We start from the raw sequence: 22,294 nt of genomic DNA, 5'->3' as shown, positions 1-22,294 counted from the left end.
GGATTTTTGGCCGCGGTGGGTGGTTCCGGCGGCGGGGCTGCTGTATAGTTCTCTTCGTCCGGACGGCTCCGGAACTTCACCTTCCTGACCGGAGCTCACCCCCATGTTTCCACGCCGCGAGAAGAAACAGAGCCTGCGTCGCCGCGCCCTTTTTCTGCTGGTGACGATCGCTGTCGTCGTTGTGGCCCTGGCCTGGTTCCGAGTCGGGCCGCGGCCGGCCATCGAGATTCGGCCGGCGTTCCTCGCCATTGGCCCCTCGACGCCGGTGGAGGTCTATGTCTCCGAGCCCCGGCGGGGGTTGAGCACGGTGCGGGTGGAGTTGATGCAGGGGGATCTGCGGCGGGTGCTGGCGGAGGTGGAGGTGGCGCCGCGGGAGAGTTGGCGCTTCTGGGGTGACTACACGCCGTCGGAGACTTTCGAGCTGGAAGTCGGCAGCCGGACCATCGAAGGATTGAAAGAGGGAGAGGCGACGATCCGCGTGGAGGCCCAACGGGCCGCCACCTGGTTGCGGCACCCGAAGCCCGGGGTGGCGGAGGTGGTGCTGGCGGTGCGGCTGCGGCCGCCGAGCTTGGAGATTCTGTCCACCGCCAACTATGCCGAGCAAGGCGGCAGTGGCCTGGTGGTGTATCGTCCCGGCAAAACCAGCGTTCGGGACGGTGTTCAGGCCGGGGATCATTGGTTCCCGGGCTTCCCCCTACCGGATGGCGCCGGCGGGGACGATGGCCGCCGGTTCGCTCTCTTCGGCGTGCCCTACGACCTGGAGGAGGCCTCGGGGGTCGTTCTGGTGGCGGAGGACGAGGTGGGCAATCGCAGCGAGGTGCCCTTCCTCGACGGCCTGAAAGTGCATCCCCTCCGGCGGGACACCATCAACGTCGACGACGCCTTCCTCGCGCGGGTCGTGCCGCGCATCCTGGCGGAAACGCCGGAGCTGCAATCCACCGGCGACCTGCTCCAGGACTATCTGCGCATCAACGGTGACCTACGCCAGGCCAACGCCGAGGTGCTGGCGGAGCTGGGGGAGGATTCGGAGCCCCGGCAGCTATGGCAGGGAGCCTTCCTGCAGCTTCCCGGCAGTCAGGTCATGTCCTCCTTTGCGGATCGCCGTACGTACGTCTACCAAGGCCGGGACGTGGACCAGCAGGATCACCTGGGCTTCGACCTGGCCTCCGTGCGCGCCGCGGCGGTGCCTTCCTCCAACGCCGGCCGGGTGGTCCTGGCGCGGTATCTGGGGATCTACGGGCGCACCGTGGTGGTGGACCACGGTTACGGGCTGCTCAGCCTCTACGCTCACCTCTCCCGCATCGAAGTGGAGGAGGGCCAGCAAGTGGCCCGGGGAGAGACCGTGGGCCACACCGGCGCCACCGGTTTGGCCGGCGGCGACCACCTCCATTTCACCCTGCTGCTTCAAGATCTGGCGGTGAATCCGGTGGAGTGGTGGGATGGCCGCTGGGTCCAGCGGCGGATCGAAGATCGCCTGCAAGGTGCCGCCGCCGGCGGCTGAAGACACACCAACCAAGCATTCGGCGGCGGGCCTCCGGCCCTCGCCCAGCCTTTCCCAAGACCCCCGTGGAGGTTCCATGACCGCATCGGCCGAAGCCCTCAAAGAGGCTCTGATCTCTGAAGTAGTGGAACGGCTTCGAGCTCGCCTGGAAGCCGAGCACGCCGAGGAGATCGAGCGTTTCGTGCGCTATTTCTTCTCCCCGGCGAGTCCCGACGACCTGCTCCACACCCCGGCGGAGGATCTGCTGGGGGCGGTGCTCTCCCTGTGGTCCTTCTCCCGCCAGCGCTCCGTGGGCACCGCCAAGGTGCGGGTCTATAACCCGCGGGTGGAGGATCACGGCTGGCAGACCGGCTACACGGTGGTGGAGATCGTCAACGACGACATGCCCTTCCTAGTGGACTCGGTGTCGGCGGCGGTGGCCCAGCGGGGCCTCGACACCCATCTGCTGATGCACCCGGTGGTGCGGGTGGAGCGGGATGAGGACGGTGTGCGCACCCGGCTGCTGGCGGCGGATGAGAAGGCCGAGGGCATCGCCGAGTCGATGATGCACATGGAGGTCAAACGAGAAGCTCGTCCGGAGGCCCTGGAGGAGCTGCGGGAGGTGTTGGAGAGCGTCCTCGAGGACGTGCGGCTGGCGGTGGACGATTGGCAGCCCATTCGCCAGAAGGCTCTGGACATCGTCGAGGAGCTGGAGTCCAACCCGCCCCCGGTGCCGGAGGAGGAGGCCGAGGAGGTGCAGGCCTTCCTGCGCTGGCTGGCGGACGACCATTTCACTTTCCTCGGCTACCGCGAAGCGGACCTGGTGCGGCAGAAGGGGCGGGAGTATCTGCGGGCGGTGCCGGAATCGAGCCTCGGAGTGCTGCGCCGGGCACGGCCCTCCGCCGCCGAGCGCCCCATCACCCTGCTCACCGAGGCCATGAGCCGCTTCGCTCGCCGGGAGGAGCTGCTCATCGTCACCAAGGCCGACGGCGTCGCCACGGTGCATCGCCCGGTGCACATGGACTACATCGGCATCAAGCGCTACAACCAGGCCGGTGAGGTGGTGGGGGAGCGGCGGATCATGGGCCTCTTCACCTCGGTGGCCTACAGCCTCAGCCCGCGCACCATTCCGCTGCTGCGCCAGAAGGTGGAGCACACGGTAGAGAGGGCGGGCTTTCCGCCCAAGGGCCACGACGCCAAGGCGTTGGTGCACATCCTGGAGACCTTCCCCCGGGACGAGCTCTTCCAGATCGGCGAGGAGCAACTGCTCTACACCGCCCTGGGCATCCTGCAGCTCCAGGAGCGCCAGCGCATCGCCCTCTTCCTGCGGGAGGACCCTTTCGAGCGCTTCGTCTCCTGCCTGGTCTACGTGCCCCGGGACCGCTACAACACGGCCCTGCGGCTACGCTTCGGCCAGATCCTCTCCCAGGCCCTGGACGGCGAGCAATCGGCGGTCTACAGCCAGATCGCCGACTCGCCTTTGGCGCGGGTGCACCTGATCATCAAGACCACTCCCGGCAAGCTGCCGCCCTACGACCGCAAGCAGATCGAGGGCCGGCTGGTGGCCGCCGCCCGCACCTGGTCGGACCGGCTGCAGCAGGTTCTGGTCGCGCGCTTCGCCGAGGATCGGGGGCTGGCCCTGCACCGGCGTTACGGCGAGGCCTTCCCGGTGGCCTATCGGGAAGCCTTCCCGCCGGAGGTGGTGTCTCCGGACATTGAGAATATCGAGCAGATGCTGGCCACCCAGAGCTCCGATGTCGCCCAATACGGCGCCGGAGCGAGCCTCGAGCTACACCTCTACCGGGCGCTGGAGGGACGGGATCACCAGGTGCGCCTCAAGCTCTACCACGGTGGCGAGCCGCCGGTGCTCAGCGATGTGTTGCCGAAGCTCGAGCACCTGGGTTTCAAGGTGGTTTCCGAGACTCCCTACGCGGTGCGTCCGGAGGGGGTGGAGGAGCCGGTGTGGATTGGCGACTTCGATCTCCAGACGGCGGATGGCAGCGCCATCGATCTGGCGGCGGCGAAGGAATCTTTGCGCCAGGCCTTCCTGGACATCTGGCATGGGGTGGTGGAGAACGACGGCTTCAACCGGCTGGTGTTGGGCGCCGGCCTCACCAGCCGTCAGGTGGTGGTGCTGCGGGCCTACGCGAAGTTCCTGCGCCAGGCGGGGGTGACCTTCAGCCAGCGCTACATCGGCGACACCCTGGCGGCCAACCCTCAGCTCTCCCGTTTGCTGGTGGAGCTCTTCGAGGCCAGCTTCGACCCTGCCCTGACCTCCGAGGACGGAGACCGCAGTGCCGCGGAGCAGCGTGCGGCGGAGCTCGAGGAGTCGATCCGGGAGATGCTGGACGGGGTCACCAACCTCGATCAGGACCGCATGGTGCGGCTCTTCCTCAATCTGGTGAAGTGCACCCTGCGCACCAACTTCTACCAGCGTGGCGAGGGCGGCGCCGAGCCGCCGTACCTGGCCTTCAAGCTCGATTCCCAGCGGGTCACGGATCTGCCCAAGCCGCGGCCCATGGTGGAGATCTTCGTCTACTCACCGCGCTTCGAGGCGGTGCATCTGCGCGGCGGCCAGGTGGCCCGGGGTGGCTTGCGCTGGTCCGACCGGCGGGAGGATTTCCGCACCGAGATCCTGGGGTTGATGAAAGCCCAGATGGTCAAGAACGCGGTGATCGTGCCGGTGGGGGCCAAGGGGGGCTTCGTGCTCAAGCAGCCGCCCACGGACGGCAGCCGGGAAGCCTTCCTGGAGGAGGGCAAGGCCTGCTACCGGATGATGATCCGCGGCCTCCTGGACCTCACCGACAACCTGGTGGACGGCGCCGTGGTGCCGCCGCCGATGGTGGTGCGGCGGGACGAGGACGACCCCTATCTGGTGGTGGCGGCGGACAAAGGCACCGCCACCTTCTCCGACATCGCCAACGCCATCTCCCTGGAGTACGGTTTCTGGCTCGGCGACGCCTTCGCCTCCGGCGGCTCCGCCGGCTATGACCACAAGAAGATGGGGATCACCGCCCGCGGCGCCTGGGAGTCGGTGAAGCGCCACTTCCGGGAGCTCGGCCACGATGTCCAGCGCCAGGATTTCACCGTCGTCGGCGTCGGCGACATGTCCGGCGACGTCTTCGGCAACGGCATGCTCCAGAGCCGTCATCTGCGGCTGCTGGGAGCCTTCAATCACCTGCACATCTTCGTCGACCCGGATCCGGATACGGAGCGCAGCTTCGCGGAACGGGAACGCCTCTTCCGGCTGCCGGGCTCGACCTGGGACGACTACGACCGCTCGGTGATCTCCGAGGGCGGCGGTATCTTCCCGCGCAGCGCCAAGAGCCTGGAGCTGACCCCCGAAATCCGTCGGCGCTTCGGCCTCGAGGAGGACTCCGTAACCCCCGACGAGCTGGTGCGGGCGGTGCTCAAGGCGGAGGTGGACCTGCTGTGGTTCGGCGGCATCGGGACCTACGTCAAGGCCAGCTACGAGCATCATGCGGACACCGGGGACCGCACCAACGACCCGGTGCGGGTGGACGCTCCGGAGCTGCGCTGCCGGGTCATCGCCGAAGGAGCCAACCTCGGGCTGACTCAGGAGGGGCGCATCGAATTCGCCCTCGCCGGTGGGCGCAACAACACCGACGCCATCGACAACTCCGCCGGGGTGGATTGTTCCGATCACGAGGTGAATATCAAGATCCTCCTGGACGGGGTGGTGAGCGGCGGTGATCTCACCGTCAAACAGCGGGATTTGCTGCTGCAGGAGATGACCGACGACGTGGCGGCGCTGGTGTTGCGGGACAACTACCTCCAGACCCTGGCCATCTCGGTGGAGGAGGCCCAGGGACCGGGGCTGGCGGATCTGCACCTGCGCATGATGCGGGATCTGGAGCGCGCCGGGCGCTTGGACCGGGCCCTGGAGCATCTTCCCGACGACGAGACCCTGGCGGAGCGCCACGCTCTGGAGCAGGGCCTCACCCGGCCGGAGATCGCCGTCCTCCTGGCCTACTCCAAGCTCTTCCTCTACCAGGAGTTGTTGGAGTCGGATCTGCCGGACGACGCCCTGCTGGTGGAAGATCTGGTGCGCTACTTCCCGCGGGCCCTCCAGGAGCGCTACCGGGACCGCATCGCCAACCACCGGCTGCGCCGGGAGATCATCGCCACTTACACCACCAACAGCATGATCAACCGCGTCGGTCCCACCTTCATCACCCGGCTGGGAGAGGCCACCGGCAGCTCGGCGGTGGATATCGCCCGGGCCTATACGGTGACCCGCGACACGTATCACCTGCGGGATCTGTGGGCGCAGATCGAAGCCCTGGACGACAAGCTGGTTGCGGAGCTGCAGATGGACATGGTGTTGGCGGTGGGCCGGCTACTCGAACGCACCACTTTGTGGTTCCTGCGTCACAGCGGCGGCAAGGCCATCGACATCACCGCCACCGTGCGCCGCTACGAGGCCGGGGTGGTGGCGCTGGCGGAGGATCTGGCGGCGATCCTGCCGGCGGAGCACCTCAAGCTGCTGGAGGCCGAGGCGCGCACCCTGCAGGCCAAGGGCGCACCCCAGGAGCTGGCCCGGCGCATCGCCAGCCTGCCGCTGCTCAGCTCCGCCTGCGACATCGTGCGCATCGCCGGGGAGGAGCAGGACGTGCGGGAAGTGGCGCGCATCTACTTCCGTCTCGGCGCCCGTCTGGGGATCGACTGGCTGCGCGAGACCTCCCGCAAGCTGCGCACCAAGAACCGCTGGCAGAAGGACGCTCTGGAGGGCATCGTCGAGGACTTCTACTCGCACCAGAGCCTGCTCACCAGCCAGGTTCTCGAATCCGGCCAGGGGCAGGCCCGGCCGGTGCGCAGCTGGATGCAGCGCAACCGCCAGAGCGTGGGCCGGCTGCGCCAGCTGGTGGAGGAGCTGCGGGCGGTCAACGTCGTAGATATCTCCATGCTGACGGTGGCCAACCAGCACCTACGCGATCTGACGACTCGCTAGCACCCCGCCTCCGGGGGAAGGACGATCGGCAGGCTGTTCCTCAAGGAGCCGGATTCATCCGGCGGGTTCATCCTGCGGATCCATCTGACAAAAAACGTCAGGCTCCTGACAGCGGATAGATAGACGCAGGTTTGCTGATCTATAAAGGAACTAATCTTCATATTGCTATTGAAGACTCAGTCCTTGCAAAAGCCCGAAAACTCGCAAGGATGATCTGCGACGCGCCTCGGAGCCCTCGTCGGAAAAGCGGAAAAACTGACCTCCTCAGGCTGGCATCGATGTTGAATATGCCTTGAGTGCGGCACTCATAAGGCGTGAGGAATGAGTCACTTAGATTCTTTTCGATAAGCGCCTGGCATGGTGGGGAGCGCTCCTGGAGTGAGCTCTGCGCAAGTTCTCCAGGAAGCATCCCGCAAGGGAGAGCTGCGCCCGTCGAAGCCCAGGAATAGAAAGTTTTTTTGCTTGAATTCGGCAAGGAGGATCGCGAATGCAACGGAATTGGATCTTATCGGTGATGACAGCTCTGGCGCTGGTGGTGATGGGGACGGCTCTGGCCCAGGGCCCCACCTGCAGTGACCCGAGCCTGGCAGGGGTGGTGGTGAGTGGCAACGGGGAGGTGGTGCTGGTCGATCCTCTCACCGGTACTTCGACCCTCATCGCCGCGGGTAGCGGCCAGTCCGGGCTCTCCGGCGTCACCGCCATCACCAGCGCCCCGGAGGACAACGCTCTCTACGTGGCTACCGGGGACGGCAATGATTCCCTCTACCGGGTCGACGTGACCACTGGCACCACCGACCTGGTGGGGGCCTTTGACAACGGCGCCACCAACGTCCAGGCCATGGACATCGCGCCGGAGGCGGCTTCCGTCTATGGTTTCGAGACCGGTGCCATCTATGGTGTGAGCATCGACGGGGTCCAGGATTGTTGGGGCAATTGCCTGTACAAGATCCGCCGTTCCAGCGGCGAGGCGCAGAAGATCGCCGGTCTGCCGGTGAACCAGGTGCGCGGCGCCAGCTTCGATCCCATCACCGGCGAGCTGTGGCTGCTGGACTCCGGCGGCAACACTCTCTACACCGTCGACGGCATGGGCAACGTCAGCTATCAGTTCAGCCTGCCGGGTTTCAATTGGAACGACAAGAGCGGTGCTGCCACCGTCTTCAGCCTCGGCCACAGCCCCGAGGGCGGGATGTACGCCATCGACCTCTCCTTCGGCGTGCTGCTGGAGATCGATCCCGTCGCCCAGCAGAGCTATTGGGTGGGCACCCAGGGCAGCGCCTCCTACAACGGCAACTACAACATCCAGAGCCTGGACGCCCTGTGCACTGGCCCGCAGCTGCCCTGCGCGCCGATGGAGGAGCGCTACGTGGGCGACGGCTACGAGGCGCCGGCCAACCGCATCGTGGTGTACTCGGACAAGGCCGACGTCACCCTCACGGTGCTGCGCGGTGAAACCGCCGCCTGGGAGAACCAGGTCGTGCTGCCCGACGGCCGGACCTATCCGTCCCTGTCCACCCCCGAGGGGACCCGCTTCAACCTGGGCAAGTTCGTCGCCGGCTCGCAGCTCGAGCTGGGGCTCTTCACCCCCTTCGGCGACTTCTTCATCAGCGGCGCCGGAAGCAACAATCTGGACGGCTTCGTCCACGCCAACATCGTCCCCAACGAGACCGAGGGCGGACCGCTCTTCGTCGGCTGGGAGGACGGCTGGTACCTCGGCGACGGCGACTACGACGACGTGCTGCTGCAGATCTGCGGTGACGTGGCGGTGGTCGATTGCGATGGCTACAACCTCTACGGTGTCTTCCACAACACCGACGGCGACATGGTCATCTCCGATGTCTTCACCGGCGACACCATGCCGCTGAACATCGAGGGGTCGGACATCGTCGGCGCTTCGTCCGGCATCACCACCCTGACCTCCAACTCCCAGGACAACTCGCTGCTCTTCGCCACCGGCGACGGCGACGACTCCCTCTACCGGGTGGATCTGGCCACCGGTCTGGTGACCCTGGTGGGCCCCTTCACCGGCGGCGCTTCCAACGTCCACTCGATGGATATCGCGCCTCCGGCGGCGGCCAACTACGGCTTCACCCCGGGCCTGATCTACGGCGTCAGCCTGGATCAAATCCAAGGCTGCGGCCCCAACTGCCTGTTCTCCATCAACCCCAGCACCGGGGAAGCGGTGGCTCTGGGCAGCGTCGGTGTCTCCCAGGGTCGGGGCCTGAGCTTCAACCCGCGCACCGGCGAGCTGTGGGTCATCGATGCGGGCAACCGCAACCTCTTCACCCTCAGCCCGACGGGGCAGATGACCTACCAGTTCACTCTGCCGCAGGCGGACTTCGCCCACCAGACCGGTGCCAGCACCGTCTTCAGCCTGGCCCACAACTGTCAGGGGCGGCTGTTCGCCGCCGACGTGGCCTTCGGTGCTCTCATCGAGATCGACGTCGAGGCGCGGCAGTCTTATTGGGTGAGCGAGTACGGCGAGCTGGCAGGGCCCGACGGCAGCTTCGAGCTCCAAGGCCTGGACAGCGGCTTCGGTTTGCCGGGCTCGGTGGAGCCGCCGCCGCCACCGCCGGGGGACGACGATGACGACGACGATGATGACGACGATGATGACGACGACAGCGATCCGACGGATCTCTGAGTCGCTGACCGGAGCGTCCTGAGCGGATGAACCGGGAGGATGGGGGACGGGCCGCAGGGCTCGTCCCCCTTTTGTGCATGAATCTTGCAGCTTTCCAGGTAGAACGAAGGGGGTGAAGGTCTTCGGAGACCGAATACTAGGCGGAGCGCGGCTACCGTTTTGTATGACCTTCTACAATTTGCTCGGAGCTGGCAGTTTCTGTCATGATGCCAGTTCACTTTTGAATCGAAGTAAGCTCCCAAGGCTTGTGCTCCCCTGATCGCCAAGGTTGCTCGAAATCATCCTTGAGGCGGAGGGCGTGCCGACCCTTACTTGGCGCTGAGCAGCTGAGGAGCTTACGACTGAATGCCGAGCCTTAGTGCTCGGATCATAGAAGCGCCGGGGACATCGTGGTACCGGGAAGATTGCGAATGTGGGAACGGGTGACCGGCCGGGTCCGCCAAGACCGATGAAGAAGATCCGACTGCTGCACGCAGCCGACCTGCACCTGGGTGCTCCCATGGAGTGTTTACCCGGGGAGTTGGGGGCTGCGGAGCGAGCCTTGTGCGCCGGGGCGACCCATGCTGCCTGGCGCCAGCTGGTGCAGGTGGCGGTGGAGGAGGAGGTGGACCTGGTGGTGCTGGCCGGGGACACCCTGGATGGGGAGGCGCCCTTGGAGGCTCGCCGCTGGCTGGTGGAAGGGCTGGAGGAGCTGGCTGCGGAGGAGATTCCTACGGTCTTGGTGGCCGGGGAGGGGGATTGTCTCTCCTCGTCTGTCTGGAGTGGCTTCGAGCTCCCCGCCGGTTCGACCCTGCTGACCCCTGAACATCCCGAGTTCCTGGTGCGGCGGGGCGGACGGGTGGTGGTGTCGGTGGTGGGGTACTCCCGGGATCCGGCGGTGGAGGGCAGCCGCCTGCCCTCGGCAAGGCGCCGGGATCCGGAGCACGAGGACGCCGTGCAGGTGGCGGTGCGCCACGGCACGGTGACCGCCGAGCGCCGGGTCGGGGATCTGCGCGGCGCGCTGCGCCTGCGGGAAGTGGAACGCAGTGGCCTCGACGCCTGGCTCTTGGGGAGCGCCCACCGACACCGCACCTGGTCCGAAGCGGATCCCTTGATCCACGACCCTGGTTGCGCCCAGGCCCGCTGGCCCCGGGAGACCGGCCTGCGGGGCTGCTCCCTCATCGAGTGGGCCGATGGCCGCTCCCGACCTCCGAAATGTCGATTCCGGCCCCTGGGCCCGGTGGCCTGGCACGCTCAGGCGGTGGAGCTGAGCACCGCTCAGACGCTGGAGTCCGAAGTGCGGCGGGTGGTGCAGGAGATCGACGGGGAGCTGCCGAGGGAGGTCGAGCTGGTCTTGCTCCACCTGTCGGTGCGAGGTGGCCTGGCGTCCTCCCGCAGCCGCTTCGAGAACGCTCTGCGCAAAGCTCTGGGAGAGCGGTTCGGCGACCGGGTGATCCTCGGGCCGCCGGCGATGGAGGTCTTGCCCACGCCCGCCCGGGAAGGAATCCCAGCGGAGAGCTTCGCCGAGGCGGTGTTGGAAGAACAGAGCCGCGCCGGTACCGAGGGCGGTCAGGAGGCGCTGCGCGCCACGGTGCAGGAGTTGCTCGACCGGGCGGGGCTGCCCGAGAAGATCTGGCCCGCAGAGCTGGCCCCGGCGCAGAATCTCGAAGAGCTCCTTTCCCTGGCCACCGCCGAGGCCCTGTGGGCCCTCACCCTCGAGGACGCGTGATGTGGATTCGGCGCGTCGAGTTGGACGGCTTCGGAGATCATCGAGACCACAGCCTGGAACCCTTGGGTCCGAACCTCAACGTCATCCTGGGAGCCAACGAAGCGGGTAAGAGCACTCTCCTGGAAGCCATTCGCTGTGGCCTCTTCGGCTTCGTCGGCAATCTGACCAACGGCACCGCCCGGCAGCGGGTGCTGCTGGAGCTGGTGCAGGAGGATGGGTCGGTGGTGGTGGTGGAGCGCCGCCGGGACGGCGCCGGGGACGAGCTCGAGGTGCGCGACGAGGACGGGATGGAGCTGGGAGGGGAGCGTCTCCGCGGGCTCTTGGGAGCGGTGGACCGGCGCCAGTACAGCAGTGTTTACGGTTTCGCGCTGGACGAGCTGCAAAGCCTCGGTACCCTCAGCGGCTCGGCGGTTCAAGACCGCATCGTAGGGGCCAGCCTGGGCACCGCCAGTATTTCCCCTCAGGACGCCATGGACGGCCTTCGGGAGGAGGCGGAGGGACTTCTGCAGCCCGGTCTGGGCGCCGTCAGCCGGCGGGTGGAGCGCTTGCAGGAGCTCGAAGAGGAGCTCGAAGAGCTGCGGTCCCGGCGCCGTCAGCTGGTGGCCCAGGAGCTCGAGCTGGTGGAGTGCGAGCAGCGCATCGCGGAGCTGCACCAGACCCTCGACCGGCTGCAGGAGCGGGTGGAGGAGGGGCGCCGCTGGAGCCAGCTGGGGGAGCTCGCGGAGAGGCTGCGGGAGAAGCGCCGGGAAGCGGAGGCGCTGACCGTGCCGGCGGCGGTGGATGACGACCTGGAGGAGCGCTACGGCTATTGGCAGGACCGCCAGGAACGCTATCTGGAGGCCAAGGAGCGGGTGCAGAAGGAGATCGCCCAGGCCCGGGCGCAGCTGGGGGCGGTGAGCGGCCGGCCGGCGATTCTCGACGCCGAGGAGGAGATCCGCCTGTTGGATCGGCGGGCGGCGGTGGCCCAGGAACATTTGACCCAGCTGCAGCGCACCCGCCAAGAGCTCCAGGAGCTGGAAGATTCCTTGCGCGGCCAGCTGTCGTCCCTGGGCCCGGGGTGGGACGAAGCCCGCCTGGCGGTCACCGATTTCAACGATGCCGACCTGGAGTCCCTGATCCAGCTCAGCGAGGACGTGGTGCAGCTGCGCCGGGGCCTGGGGCTGGAGCGCATGCGCCTGAGCCAGATGCTCCAGCGCCAGGCGCCCCGGGACCGGCGGCTGCTGGTTTTCCTCTCCCTCGCCGGGATCGCTCTGGTGCTCCTGGGATTGCTCGGGTTCCTCGCCGGTCCCGACGCCGGGCTGCTGACCACCATCTTCTCCATCACCCTCGCCGGCGGCCTGCTCGCCTGGGGGCTGCGGGAGCGACTGCCGGAGACCGAGGCCATGGTCACCGCCCGCCGTCAGCTAGCGGAGATCGAGCGCGCCCTCAAGGGCCAGCTGGAACCGCAGGGCAGCCTGCCCATGGTGCGGCAGCTGAACAAGATTCAAGGAGAGCTGGAGGCCCAGCGAGCCGCCTTCGGCCTGCCGGTGCAGACCACCGTGGAGGAAGCACCGCGGGTGCTGCGGGATCTGCGGGGTTTGCGCGGTCTGTGCGGCCGGCGGGATGCGCTGGTGGAGCTCACCGCGTCGCTGGAGGAGACCCTCGGGGAAGCGGAGCATCTGGGGGCCAAGCTCGCCGCCCGTTTCGGCCTCGACGCTCCCGTCCGCGGCGAGCTGGCGGTGCTCGCCCACGAGCTGCAGGCCCAGCTCACCAAGGCCCGCCAGTCGGCGCTCCAGCGCGGTCACGCGGAGCGGGACCTGGAGCAGCTGGAACAGGATTTGGTCAAGGTGGAAGAGATGCACCAACGCTCCCAGCAGGAGCTGATGGAGCTCACTGCCGATCTCGGCGCCGGGGGAGAGAAGGAGCTGCAGAAGCTCCTGGATCGCCGGCAAGAGCAACGGCTGCTGCTGCGTCAGGCCGAGGAGCTGGAGCAGGCCCTGGAGGACGAGGCTTTGCGCCTGGGCATCGCCGGCGGCTGGCCGGAGGCCTCGCGGCGTCTCGAGCGGCGCTCCGGAGACCACCGCCGGCGTCAGGTGGACGAGCAGCTGCGGCACACCCAGGAGGAGCTCGAGACCTTGTTGGAGCACCGCGGGGAGCTGGCGGAACGGCGCCGCCACGGAGCCTTCGACGAAAGCTACGGCGAGGCGCTGGCGGAACGGTCGCGGCTGCGCGGGGAGCTGGCGGTGGCGCTCCAGCGGGGGTTGGTGTGCAGCCTTGCGGCCACGCTGCTGGAGCGCGCCAAGGGGCGCTTCGAACAGGAGCGTCAGGGGCCGGTGATCGCCCGGGCGTCGGAGATCTTCCGCCGCATCACCGGTGATCGCTATCGGCGCTTGATGGTGCCCCTGGGCGAGTCCCGGCTGGTGTTGGAGCGCGCCGACGGCCACCAGATCGCTCACTTCGAGACCCTTTCCCGGGGCACCCGCGAGGAGCTCTATCTGGCGGTGCGCCTGGCCTTCATCGCCGAGACCTGCGCCAAGGGAGAAGCCCTGCCGGTGCTCCTGGACGACGTGTTGGTGAACGCGGATCCGGAGCGGGCGGCGCGGGCCTCGGCGGTGGTGGGAGAGCTGGCGGAGTCCACTCAGGTGGTCTTCTGCACCTGTCACCCCCACCTGGCGCGGCTACTGGAGAACGCCCGGGGCCACCAGCGCATCGACCTCGAACCGATCTCCGTGGCAGCTTCCCCATGAGCGGGCAATCCCAGGACCCTCAGTCTCAGCAGGATCCATCCCGGAGAGCCGCATCCGGTGCCGGCGCCGGCGCCCCGGCCGCCGCCCCGGAAGGAATCCTGCGCCGCCTGTCAGAGCTGATCCAGGACGACAAATGGGCCCGGCGCATCTGCGTGGGTGCGGCCTTGGGAATCCTCTTCCTGGCCTATCTGCCGGTGGATGTCCAGGCCCAGCAGATCCTCGGGGTGGTGCTCTTCGCCGCCATGCTGGTGTTCAAGGCGATGCCGCGCACGCCCCTCACCAGCTTTCTCTTCATCAGCTGCGGCGCCTTCCTCACCCTGCGCTACCTCTTCTGGCGCACCGGCTATACGGTGGTCTACCAGGACTTTCCGAGCTTTGTCTGCTCGATCCTGCTGTACACCGCCGAGGTGTACGGCATCGTCCTCTACCTGGTCAGCTTGTTCATCAACTCCAGCTTCCTCAACCGCAAGCCGGTGCCCCTCACCGGCCCGCCGGAGTCCTGGCCGACGGTGGACATCATGGTGCCGAGCTACAACGAGCCCCAGCACCTCCTGGAGGTCACCCTCATTGCGGCCTTGCAGGTGGACTATCCGAAGGACCGATTCAACGTCTATCTGCTGGACGACGGCGGCACGACGCAGAAGCGCGGCGATTCCGACCCGGGCAAGGCCCAGGAGGCGAAGGATCGCCACCGGGACTTGCAGATCATGTGCGCCGAGCTGGGGGCCTACTACGTCACCCGGGACAAGAACCTCCACGCCAAGGCGGGCAACATCAACTCGGCGCTGGAGAAGATCGAGAAGGGCGAGGTCAGCGACCCCCACTCCGGGGAGGTGAAGACGCCCAGCGAGCTGATTCTGATCCTCGACGCCGATCACGTTCCGTCGCCGGATTTTCTGCGCAAGACCGTCGGCTGGTTCCAGCGCGACCCCAAGCTCTTCCTGATGCAGACGCCGCATTTCTTCTTGAATCCCGATCCCATCGAGAAGAATCTCCAGACCTTCCAGCGCATGCCCAGCGAGAACGAGATGTTCTACCGCGTCATCCAGCGCGGCCTGGACTTCTGGAATTGCTCCTTCTTCTGCGGATCGGCGGCGGTGCTACGGCGGGAGTACCTGATGCAGATCGGCGGCATCAGCGGCATCAGCATTACCGAGGACGCGGAGACCGCCCTGGCTCTCCACGGTCTGGGCTATCACAGCGCCTATCTGGACCAGCCCCTCATCGCCGGTCTCCAGCCCGAGACCTTCGGCGGCTTCGTGGTCCAGCGCACCCGCTGGGCCCAGGGCATGGTGCAAATCTTCCTGCTGCGCAATCCGCTGAAGATGAAGGGGCTGACCCTGCCCCAGCGGTTGGGGTACTTCAACAGCTCGTTCTTCTGGTTCTTCGCCTACTCCCGGGCGGTCTTCCTGGTGGCGCCGGCCTTCTTCCTGATCTTTGGGCTGCAGATCTACCGCGCCAACCTGCAGGAATTCCTGGGCTACGCGGTGCCCCACGTGATCGGCGCCATCCTCGCATCCGCCTATCTCTTCGGCCACGTGCGCTGGACCCTCTTCTCCGAGCTCTACGAGACCATGCAGAGCATTTTTTGCCTGCGGGGTCTGGTGCAGGTCTTCATCAACCCGCACTCTCCAAGCTTCGGCGTCACCCCCAAGGGAGAGCATCTGGAGAACAACTTCATCTCTCCCTTCGCCGGTACGTTCTACACCCTGACCCTGATCATGGTGGCGTCCCTGGGGGCGGCGGTGTACCGCTACTATGCCTATCCGTTGGATCGCGGCGTGGTGGTGATCACCGGCATCTGGGCGATTCTCAATATCCTCTTGCTCATCGCGGCACTGGGAGCGGTCTACGAGCGCGCCCAGCGGCGCGACTATCCGCGGGTCAAGGTCGGGTATCGCGGCCGTCTTCGCAGCGGGGACAGCCGGGTGCCGTGCCGCTTGTTGGACATTTCCGTCAGCGGCGTCGGAGTCATCGTGCCCTGGCGTTACTCGGCGGCCCTGGAGGGCCTGCGGGGGACGCGGCTGGAGGTCTTCGACCCGCGCCAGGACGGCTGGGTGGAGGTCCCGGTGACGGTGCGCAACCGGCGCTATGGCCGTAGTGGCATGACCCTGGGAATGGCCTTTGGCGAGGCCAGCACCGAGGACCGGTTCAAGATCGTGCGGCTGATCTACGGCGACAGCCGGCGCTGGAACGAGTTCCTCTACAGCCGTGACCAGCCCTCCAGCGTCTTCTTCGGCATCGGCTTCCTGCTCTCCCGGGGCATCGCCGCCGCCACCAACCATCTGCTTCATATCGTGCGCTGGGCCTTTGTCGGTTCGGTTCGATGGGTGGCCGCGGGATTCCGCCGTGTCTTCGCCCTCGATTCCGCCGGCGCAGCTACCGAACAATCCAACGGGAAGGTTTGATTCCATGCTTCTGATGCTCCCCCCCACCGCTTTGTCGGTCCGCACCGCGCTGGCTCGCGGCCTGTGGCTTGCGGCGCTCGTCGCCGTCCTCGCTCCGGTGACCGCCTTCGGTCAGCCCGATCCCCGTGCCGCCAACACCGCGGCGGTGGTGGAGTCGTCGTCGGTGGAAGGACGGTTCGAGGCGCCGCTACGGGCTTTTCGCGAGCGCCAGGAGCCCCTGACCTTGCGCAACGCCACCAGTCAGGAATCGATCTTCATCCCCATCTCCCCGCGCATGGAGGTGCAGAGCGCCCGGCTGCATCTGGAGTACACCAACTCCGCCGCGCTGCTGCGGGATCGCTCGCTGTTGCGAGTCAGCCTCAGCGGCCGCATCCTGGCCCAGGTCGATCTCGATCCGGACCAGCCCAACGGCGTGTTGGACATCACCTTGCCGGCGGATCTGCTGCGGGAGAGCTACAACGAGCTGACCTTCTGGGTCGCCCAGCACTACACCCTGGAGTGCGAGGATCCCACGGCGCCGGAGCTCTACACTCAGATCGACGTGGACGCTTCGGTGTTGGTGCTGGAAGCGACCCTCGTGCCCCTGAACCCGACCCTGGCGGATTTGGAAGAGCTCATCGACCCCCGACTGTGGGGTGCCTACCGGCTGCAAATCCTCAGCCCCGGCGGCGGCGACGACGCCCTGCGGTGGGGGGGATTGGTGGCTCAGGGGGCGGGCCTGCGGCTGCGCTACAAGAGCCTCGCGGCGGAGCACCAGCGGTTGCGCACCCGGGTGCCGGATCCTGCCGGCGAAACCGCCGGATGGCGCTTTCCGGGCCTCGATCAGGCGTACCACGGTGGCCGGGACTTGGTGCTCACGGGGACCCGCAGCGAGCTGGCGGGGCTGCTGGATCCGAGCCTCGCCGCTGCCATCGACGGTCCGTTCTTGGGTATCTATCCCCAGGATGGGGATTCCCGCTTCTTCGTTCTGGTGGTCTCCGGCAACACTCCGGAGGAGGTGAGCCTGGCGGCCCGTTCCTTCGCCTACACCAACTATCCCTTGCCGGACGCGGTGCACAGCCGCATCGAGGAGCTGGCGGTGCCGGAGCTGCCGGATTACAGCGCCCGCAACGTGGTGCACGAGAACCGCACCTATCCCTTCACCTATTTCGGCTTCGAGACCGAGACCCTGGAGGGCATCAGCCCCGGCACCAGCGATCTCGCTGTCTGGGTGCCGCCGGACTTCTTCGTCCGCGAGTCCAGCAGCGTGGAGCTCAGCCTGCATTTCGCCTACGGCGCCGCCATGCGCGCCGACTCGGTGCTCAACATCTTCCTCAACGGGTTATTCCAGGACGTCATCTACCTGCGCAACGAGAACGGCGAGGTCTTCCGCGACTACCGCATCCAGATTCCCTTGCGCTCCTTCCGGCCCGGCGACAACCAGATCAGCTTCGTGCCTCAGATGATGCCCAAGATCACCGGCGACTGTCAGGCCATCCAGACCCGGAACCTGGTGTTCACCCTCTTCGACGACTCCACCGTGAAGCTGCCGGATGCCGCCCACTTCGTCGACATGCCGGATCTCCAACGCTTCAGTGCCACCGCCTTCCCCTTCGGTGTCGAGGGCGATGGCTCCGGTATGGGTTTGCAGGTGCTGGCGAAGGACGAGCTCACCATCGGCGCCGCTTGGACGCTGCTGGCGCGGCTGGCCCAGGTACGCGGCCTGCCCCTGACCGAGGCCTTGGTTTCCCACGACCGGCCGGACGAGGATCTCGACTGGTTGTTGGTGGGGCCGTCCTCCTCCCTCACCGCGGAGGTTCTGGACGGGGCGCCGGTGAAGCTCGGGGAGGTCATCGAAGTGCCCCATCCCAGCGCCGTGCGGCAGCAGCCGGAGGCTTCACCGGCGGGCCTCTTCGGTCGCCTGCGGGGTTGGCTCGGGAGCCTGGTGGAGCTCGAGGAAGGGAAGCAAGCGCTGCCGCCGGAGGTGGTGCGCCTGACCCAGACCGGTGGTCTCGGACGCTTCAGCCTGATGATGGAATATGAGTCGCCGTGGCGCTCCGGCTCGACGCTGGCGGTGGTGGTGGCGGAGGATGGCGAGCGGCTCTACGACGGCGTCGCCCAGCTGGTGGATCCCGGGTTCTGGGACAATCTGCAAGGCGATCTGGCGCTGTGGGAGAAGCGTTCCGCCTCGTTGCGCACCGTCAGCGTCGCCGAGCGCTACAAGGTGGGCGGTCTCGGGCCCCAGGGGCGGATGGAGTACTTCTTCTCCAAGAACCCCTGGTTCTGGACCATCCTCCTGCTGCTCCTGATGGTGCTCTTCGCTCTGGCGGCCCTCTTCCTCTTGCGTCGCTATCGGCAGCGTCACCACCCGGAGGTCGGAGGGGAGAACGAGCTGGACGACTTCCCGCCGCCGGATGGCGAGGCGGAGTTCGGTGACGGGGAGTTTAGGGAGTCGGACTTCGATGATCGGGATCGCGGCTCGCGGGCCCTCGACGCGCCCCGCCGGGGCTCGGACCCCGACGGTTCGTCGCTGCACGACCCGGCCCTGGAGGAGGATTTGGACTCCCGGGGAGAGGACGATGATTCCCACCGATAGCCGCCGGCGCTTCTCGGGGTCCCATTTGAAGCCCCATTCGAGATCAAAGCCCGCCTGGCTGGCGGTGCTGGGGGCGCTGCTGCTCCTGGGAGTGGCTCAAGGCTGCACGCCGGAGGCACCGCCGGAAGAGCCGGCGGTGGCGGCGGTGACGGAGGAGCCGTTGGAGGAAGGCGGGGAGGAGGTATCCGAGGTGGACGAGTGGAGTCTTTATCGGCAGCGCTTCATCACCCCCGAGGGGCGCACCATCGATACCGCCAACCGCAGCATCACCCACTCCGAGGCCCAGGGCTTTGCCTTGTTGCTGGCGGCGGCCTACGACGACCGGGAGACCTTCGATCGCCTGTGGACCTGGACCCGGGAGCATCTCCAGGTGCGGGAGGACCAGCTCCTGGCCTGGCGTTGGTCGCCGGAGAACGGGGTGGACGATCCCAACAACGCCACCGACGGCGATCTACTGGTGACCTGGGCGCTGCTGCGGGCCTGGCGCCGGTGGGACGAGACGGAGTATCGCGACGCCGGGCTCAGAATCGCCGAGGATCTGCGCTCGACCGTCGTGCATCCGAGCCCCCACGGCCCGGTGCTCCTGCCGGGGCAACACGGCTTCAATCATCCTGGCGAGCTCACCGTCAACCTCTCCTATTGGGTCTTCCCGGCCCTCGCCGTCCTCGAGGTGGAGGCACCGGCCCCGGAGTGGGCCGAGGTGCGGGAAACCGGTTTGGCCCTCCTCGGTCCCAGCTGCTTCGGCCAATGGCAGCTGCCGCCGGACTGGTTGCGGGTGGAACCGGAGCTGGCGGTGGCCCCGGGCTTCGACCCCCTCTTCGGCTACAACGCCGTCCGCATCCCCCTGTACCTGGTGTGGGCGGGGTTGGAGACGGAAGAGCGGCTGCGGCCCTACCTGGACTTCTGGGAGCACTTCCGCGGCGCACGCTTCCTCTCCGCCTGGACCGACCTCACCGACGACAGCATCGGCTCCTACGACGCCGGCCAGGGCATCCACGGCATCGTCGCCCTGACCCGCGCCGCCGCCGGCCGCGAACCCGGCCGGAGCGCCCGCATCGCGGCGGCGCCGCTGGATCCGGAGGAGCACTACTATTCCGCCAGCCTGCTGCTGCTCAGTCGGCTGGCGATGGAGGAGCGGCCGTGATGGGGAGGAGACAGGGGATGAAGATCCGAGGCGGGGCGGCCATGGGAGTCCTGGTCCCGGCGTTGACGCTGCTGCTGGCCCTCTTCGCCACGGCGCCGGCGGCGGCCCAGGGAGAGGAGGAGGCTCTCTTCGCCATCGAGGTGGGCAGCGCTGCCCGGGCCGGTACCCTCGACCAGCGCCTCGAGGATCTGCAAGAGGCCGGCGTCGAGGCGCGCATCGAGCGCCGTGAAGGGCTCTACCGGGTGCTCATCGGCAGCTGGAGCGAGGTCGAACCCGCCCGCCGGGCCCTCGAGCGGTGGCGCCAGGACTACCCGTCCGCCGTGCTCTACGCCAACCCCGCCGGGGAGCAACAGCTGGCCGAGAGAGCTCGCCGGGAGGAAGGGGGCGCCGAGTCCGTGCGCCGGTCTTCCGGCCCGGAGGCGCGACAGACCGCCGATGCGACGGCGGAGCCGAGTCGCCGCGGGCGGGGGGAGGCCGGTGAAGCCCAGACCGAAGTCCAGCGTCAAGGGCAGCAGAATGTCGCGGTGCCGGAGCAGGCGCAGGTGGCCGCCCGGCTGGCGGAGCAGCGCCGCCGGGAATCCCGGGAGCGGTGGAGAACCGAGGAGGCGCGGCTGTGGGCGCTGGCCGGTGAGCAGCGCTGGCGGGAAGTGGCCCAGGCGATTCAGGAGATCGAGGAGGAGGACCCATATTGGGCGCCGCCCCAGGAGCTCCAGGATCTGTTGGCCGGCGAGGAGCAGCGCCGGCGGGCGGCACAGGCGGTGGCCGGCGGCCGTTGGCGGGAAGTGGTGTCGCTGGCCCAGGAGCTGCCGGAGGAGTTCAGCTGCCGGCGCATCGATTTGCTCTGGGGGTTGGCGGAAGCCCAGGCGCGCACCGGCGACGAGGCGGCTTCCGCCCAAACCTATCGCCGGGCCATCGCCTCCTGCGACCGGCGCCACGTGCTGACTACCCTCGAGAAGGCCGCCATGGTCCTCGGGCCCGGCGTTCTGACGCAGCTCGACGATCTCGCCCGGCAGCGGGCGCCGGAGGCCGACCGAGAGCGGCTGGCGGAGCTGCAGTACTCCTACTATGCCGGCCGCATGGGGGCCGCGGCGGAAGCGGAGCGCCCTCGGGACGTGGTGCGCTGGCTGGGAGAGATCGAAGACGAGGTCCAGGAACGGCAGGAGGCCGGGCTGGCGGAGGCCGCCGGGTGGAGCTACCGCAGCCTGCAACAGCCGGCCCTGGCCCGCCGCTGGTTCGAGCGCGCCTTGGAATGGCAGCCGGATCGGGAGAGCGCCGCCTATGGTCTGGCCCTGACCCAGCTGGCCGCCGGCGAGCTCGAGGCTTTGGCGCAATGGCCCCAGCGCTTCCCCGACAGCCAGCGGCTGGTGGAGCTGGTGGAGCAGGGGGTGGCCGAGGAGGTGCGCCGCAGCTTCGAAGAAGAGAACTACCTGGAGACCGTCAGCCTGCTGCAGCGCCGCCGGCTGCAACGATCCCTGGACCGGGACCAGCGCCTGTTGCTGGCCTGGAGCTGGTTTCACCTGGGGGAGCTGGACCAGGCTCGGGCCCTCTTCACCGAGCTCTACGAGAGCGGCCCCGACGCCGAGAGCCGGGAAGGATTGATCCGCAGCCTCCAGCAGGCGCGGGACTTCGCGGCGCTGGCGGACCTGATGGAGGAGCCGGTGCCGGAGAGCTCGTCATCGGAGGAGCCCGACGGCGAGGTGCTCAACGCCATCGCCTGGGGGCTGGTGGAGAACGGCGAGATGGAGCGCGGCGAGGGCTTCTTCCGCCGCGCCCTGGCCCGGAATCCGGAGCTGGAGGATGCCGCCTACGGCCTAGCCCTGCTGCAACTCGAAGGGGGCGACCTGGCCGCCGCCGACGAGACTCTGGCGAGCTTCGAGGAAAGCCCCCGGCTGGCGGAGCTGAAGGGCCGCATCGAGCTGCAACGGGCGCAGCAGGCTTACGCCCAGAAGAACTACGCCGCCGCCCTCGAACACCTGCAGGCCGCCGCCGCCCGCCGCGAGCTAGAGGACCCGGAACGCCGCCTCAAGGCCTGGAGCCTCTTCCACCTGGAGCGCTTCGCCGAGGCCGCCCTGACCTTTCAGCAGATCTACCGCCATCGTCCCGACGAGGCCGCCGCCCGCGGGTTGATGCTCAGCCTGGCGCAGCAGCAGCGTTGGGATGCGGTGGCGCCGTTGGCCCTGCAGGTGGCCCGGGCGGTGGATCAGCGCTGGCCCGAGCTGCTGGAGGGAACCCTTCCCGAGGAGGAGGCAGGACTCCTCATGGTGCTCGCCTGGAGCGCCCACCGCCAGGGGGATGGGGAGGCCGCGGAGCTGTGGTTCCGGCGCGCCGCAGAGCTCGATCCCACCCTCGAGGATGCCACTTACGGTCTGGCCCTCAGCCGCTTCGAAGCCGACGATCTGGCGGCGGCGGAGGAGGTCGCCCGCGGCAACCTCGACCACCCGCCGCTGCGCGAGCTGTTGGCCCGCATCTTGGTGCGCCGGGCCCAGGACGCCTATCAGCGCCGGGAGCATCGGGAAAGCCTGGCCCTGCTGGAGGAGAGTCGCCTCTTCGAGCCTTTGGACTCTACCGCCGAGGTGCTGCGGGGCTGGAATCTCTATCAGCTGGGGCAGTACGACCAGGCCTCGGCGGCGCTGGAGCCGT

Annotated in this window: 9 protein-coding genes; all 9 read left to right on the top strand. The window is 67.8% G+C overall.

The window, feature by feature from the left end; all coding sequences use genetic code 11:
- The first annotated feature begins 103 nt into the window (after nucleotides 1-103).
- Nucleotides 104-1,501: a M23 family metallopeptidase gene (locus SX243_16385; GenBank protein ID MDY7094550.1), complete on the top strand. Its 1,398-nt coding sequence runs from the start codon at nucleotides 104-106 to the stop codon at nucleotides 1,499-1,501.
- A 76-nt stretch (nucleotides 1,502-1,577) separates the two neighbouring features.
- Nucleotides 1,578-6,452, top strand: coding sequence for an NAD-glutamate dehydrogenase (locus SX243_16380; protein MDY7094549.1), 4,875 nt, complete (start codon nucleotides 1,578-1,580; stop codon nucleotides 6,450-6,452).
- A gap of 487 nt (nucleotides 6,453-6,939) precedes the next feature.
- On the top strand, nucleotides 6,940-9,093 hold the full coding sequence (locus tag SX243_16375; GenBank protein ID MDY7094548.1) for a hypothetical protein: 2,154 nt from the start codon (nucleotides 6,940-6,942) through the stop codon (nucleotides 9,091-9,093).
- A 448-nt stretch (nucleotides 9,094-9,541) separates the two neighbouring features.
- A complete protein-coding gene (locus SX243_16370; protein MDY7094547.1) occupies nucleotides 9,542-10,801 on the top strand; it encodes a metallophosphoesterase in 1,260 nt (419 codons plus the stop codon).
- Nucleotides 10,801-13,527, top strand: coding sequence for an AAA family ATPase (locus SX243_16365; GenBank protein ID MDY7094546.1), 2,727 nt, complete (start codon nucleotides 10,801-10,803; stop codon nucleotides 13,525-13,527). The genes SX243_16370 and SX243_16365 overlap by 1 nt, the downstream gene beginning before the upstream one ends.
- Nucleotides 13,524-15,935: a UDP-forming cellulose synthase catalytic subunit gene (gene bcsA / locus SX243_16360; GenBank protein MDY7094545.1), complete on the top strand. Its 2,412-nt coding sequence runs from the start codon at nucleotides 13,524-13,526 to the stop codon at nucleotides 15,933-15,935. The genes SX243_16365 and bcsA overlap by 4 nt, the downstream gene beginning before the upstream one ends.
- A gap of 4 nt (nucleotides 15,936-15,939) precedes the next feature.
- Nucleotides 15,940-18,510 (top strand): cellulose biosynthesis cyclic di-GMP-binding regulatory protein BcsB, encoded by a 2,571-nt coding sequence (locus tag SX243_16355; GenBank protein MDY7094544.1) that lies wholly within the window; start codon nucleotides 15,940-15,942, stop codon nucleotides 18,508-18,510.
- The gene (locus tag SX243_16350; protein ID MDY7094543.1) at nucleotides 18,494-19,654 is read left to right on the top strand and encodes a glycosyl hydrolase family 8; all 1,161 of its coding nucleotides are present in this window, start codon (nucleotides 18,494-18,496) and stop codon (nucleotides 19,652-19,654) included. The genes SX243_16355 and SX243_16350 overlap by 17 nt, the downstream gene beginning before the upstream one ends.
- 17 nt (nucleotides 19,655-19,671) lie before the next feature.
- Nucleotides 19,672-22,294, top strand: a 2,623-nt coding sequence (locus tag SX243_16345; protein MDY7094542.1) for a tetratricopeptide repeat protein, incomplete at its 3' end; no start/stop codon positions are given.

This window comes from Acidobacteriota bacterium (genome assembly GCA_034211275.1).
In the GTDB taxonomy this organism is placed as follows: Bacteria; Acidobacteriota; Thermoanaerobaculia; order Multivoradales; family JAHZIX01; genus JAGQSE01.
The sequence above is the reverse complement of the archived record's forward strand: the minus strand, read 5'-3'. Positions and strand labels throughout refer to the sequence as shown.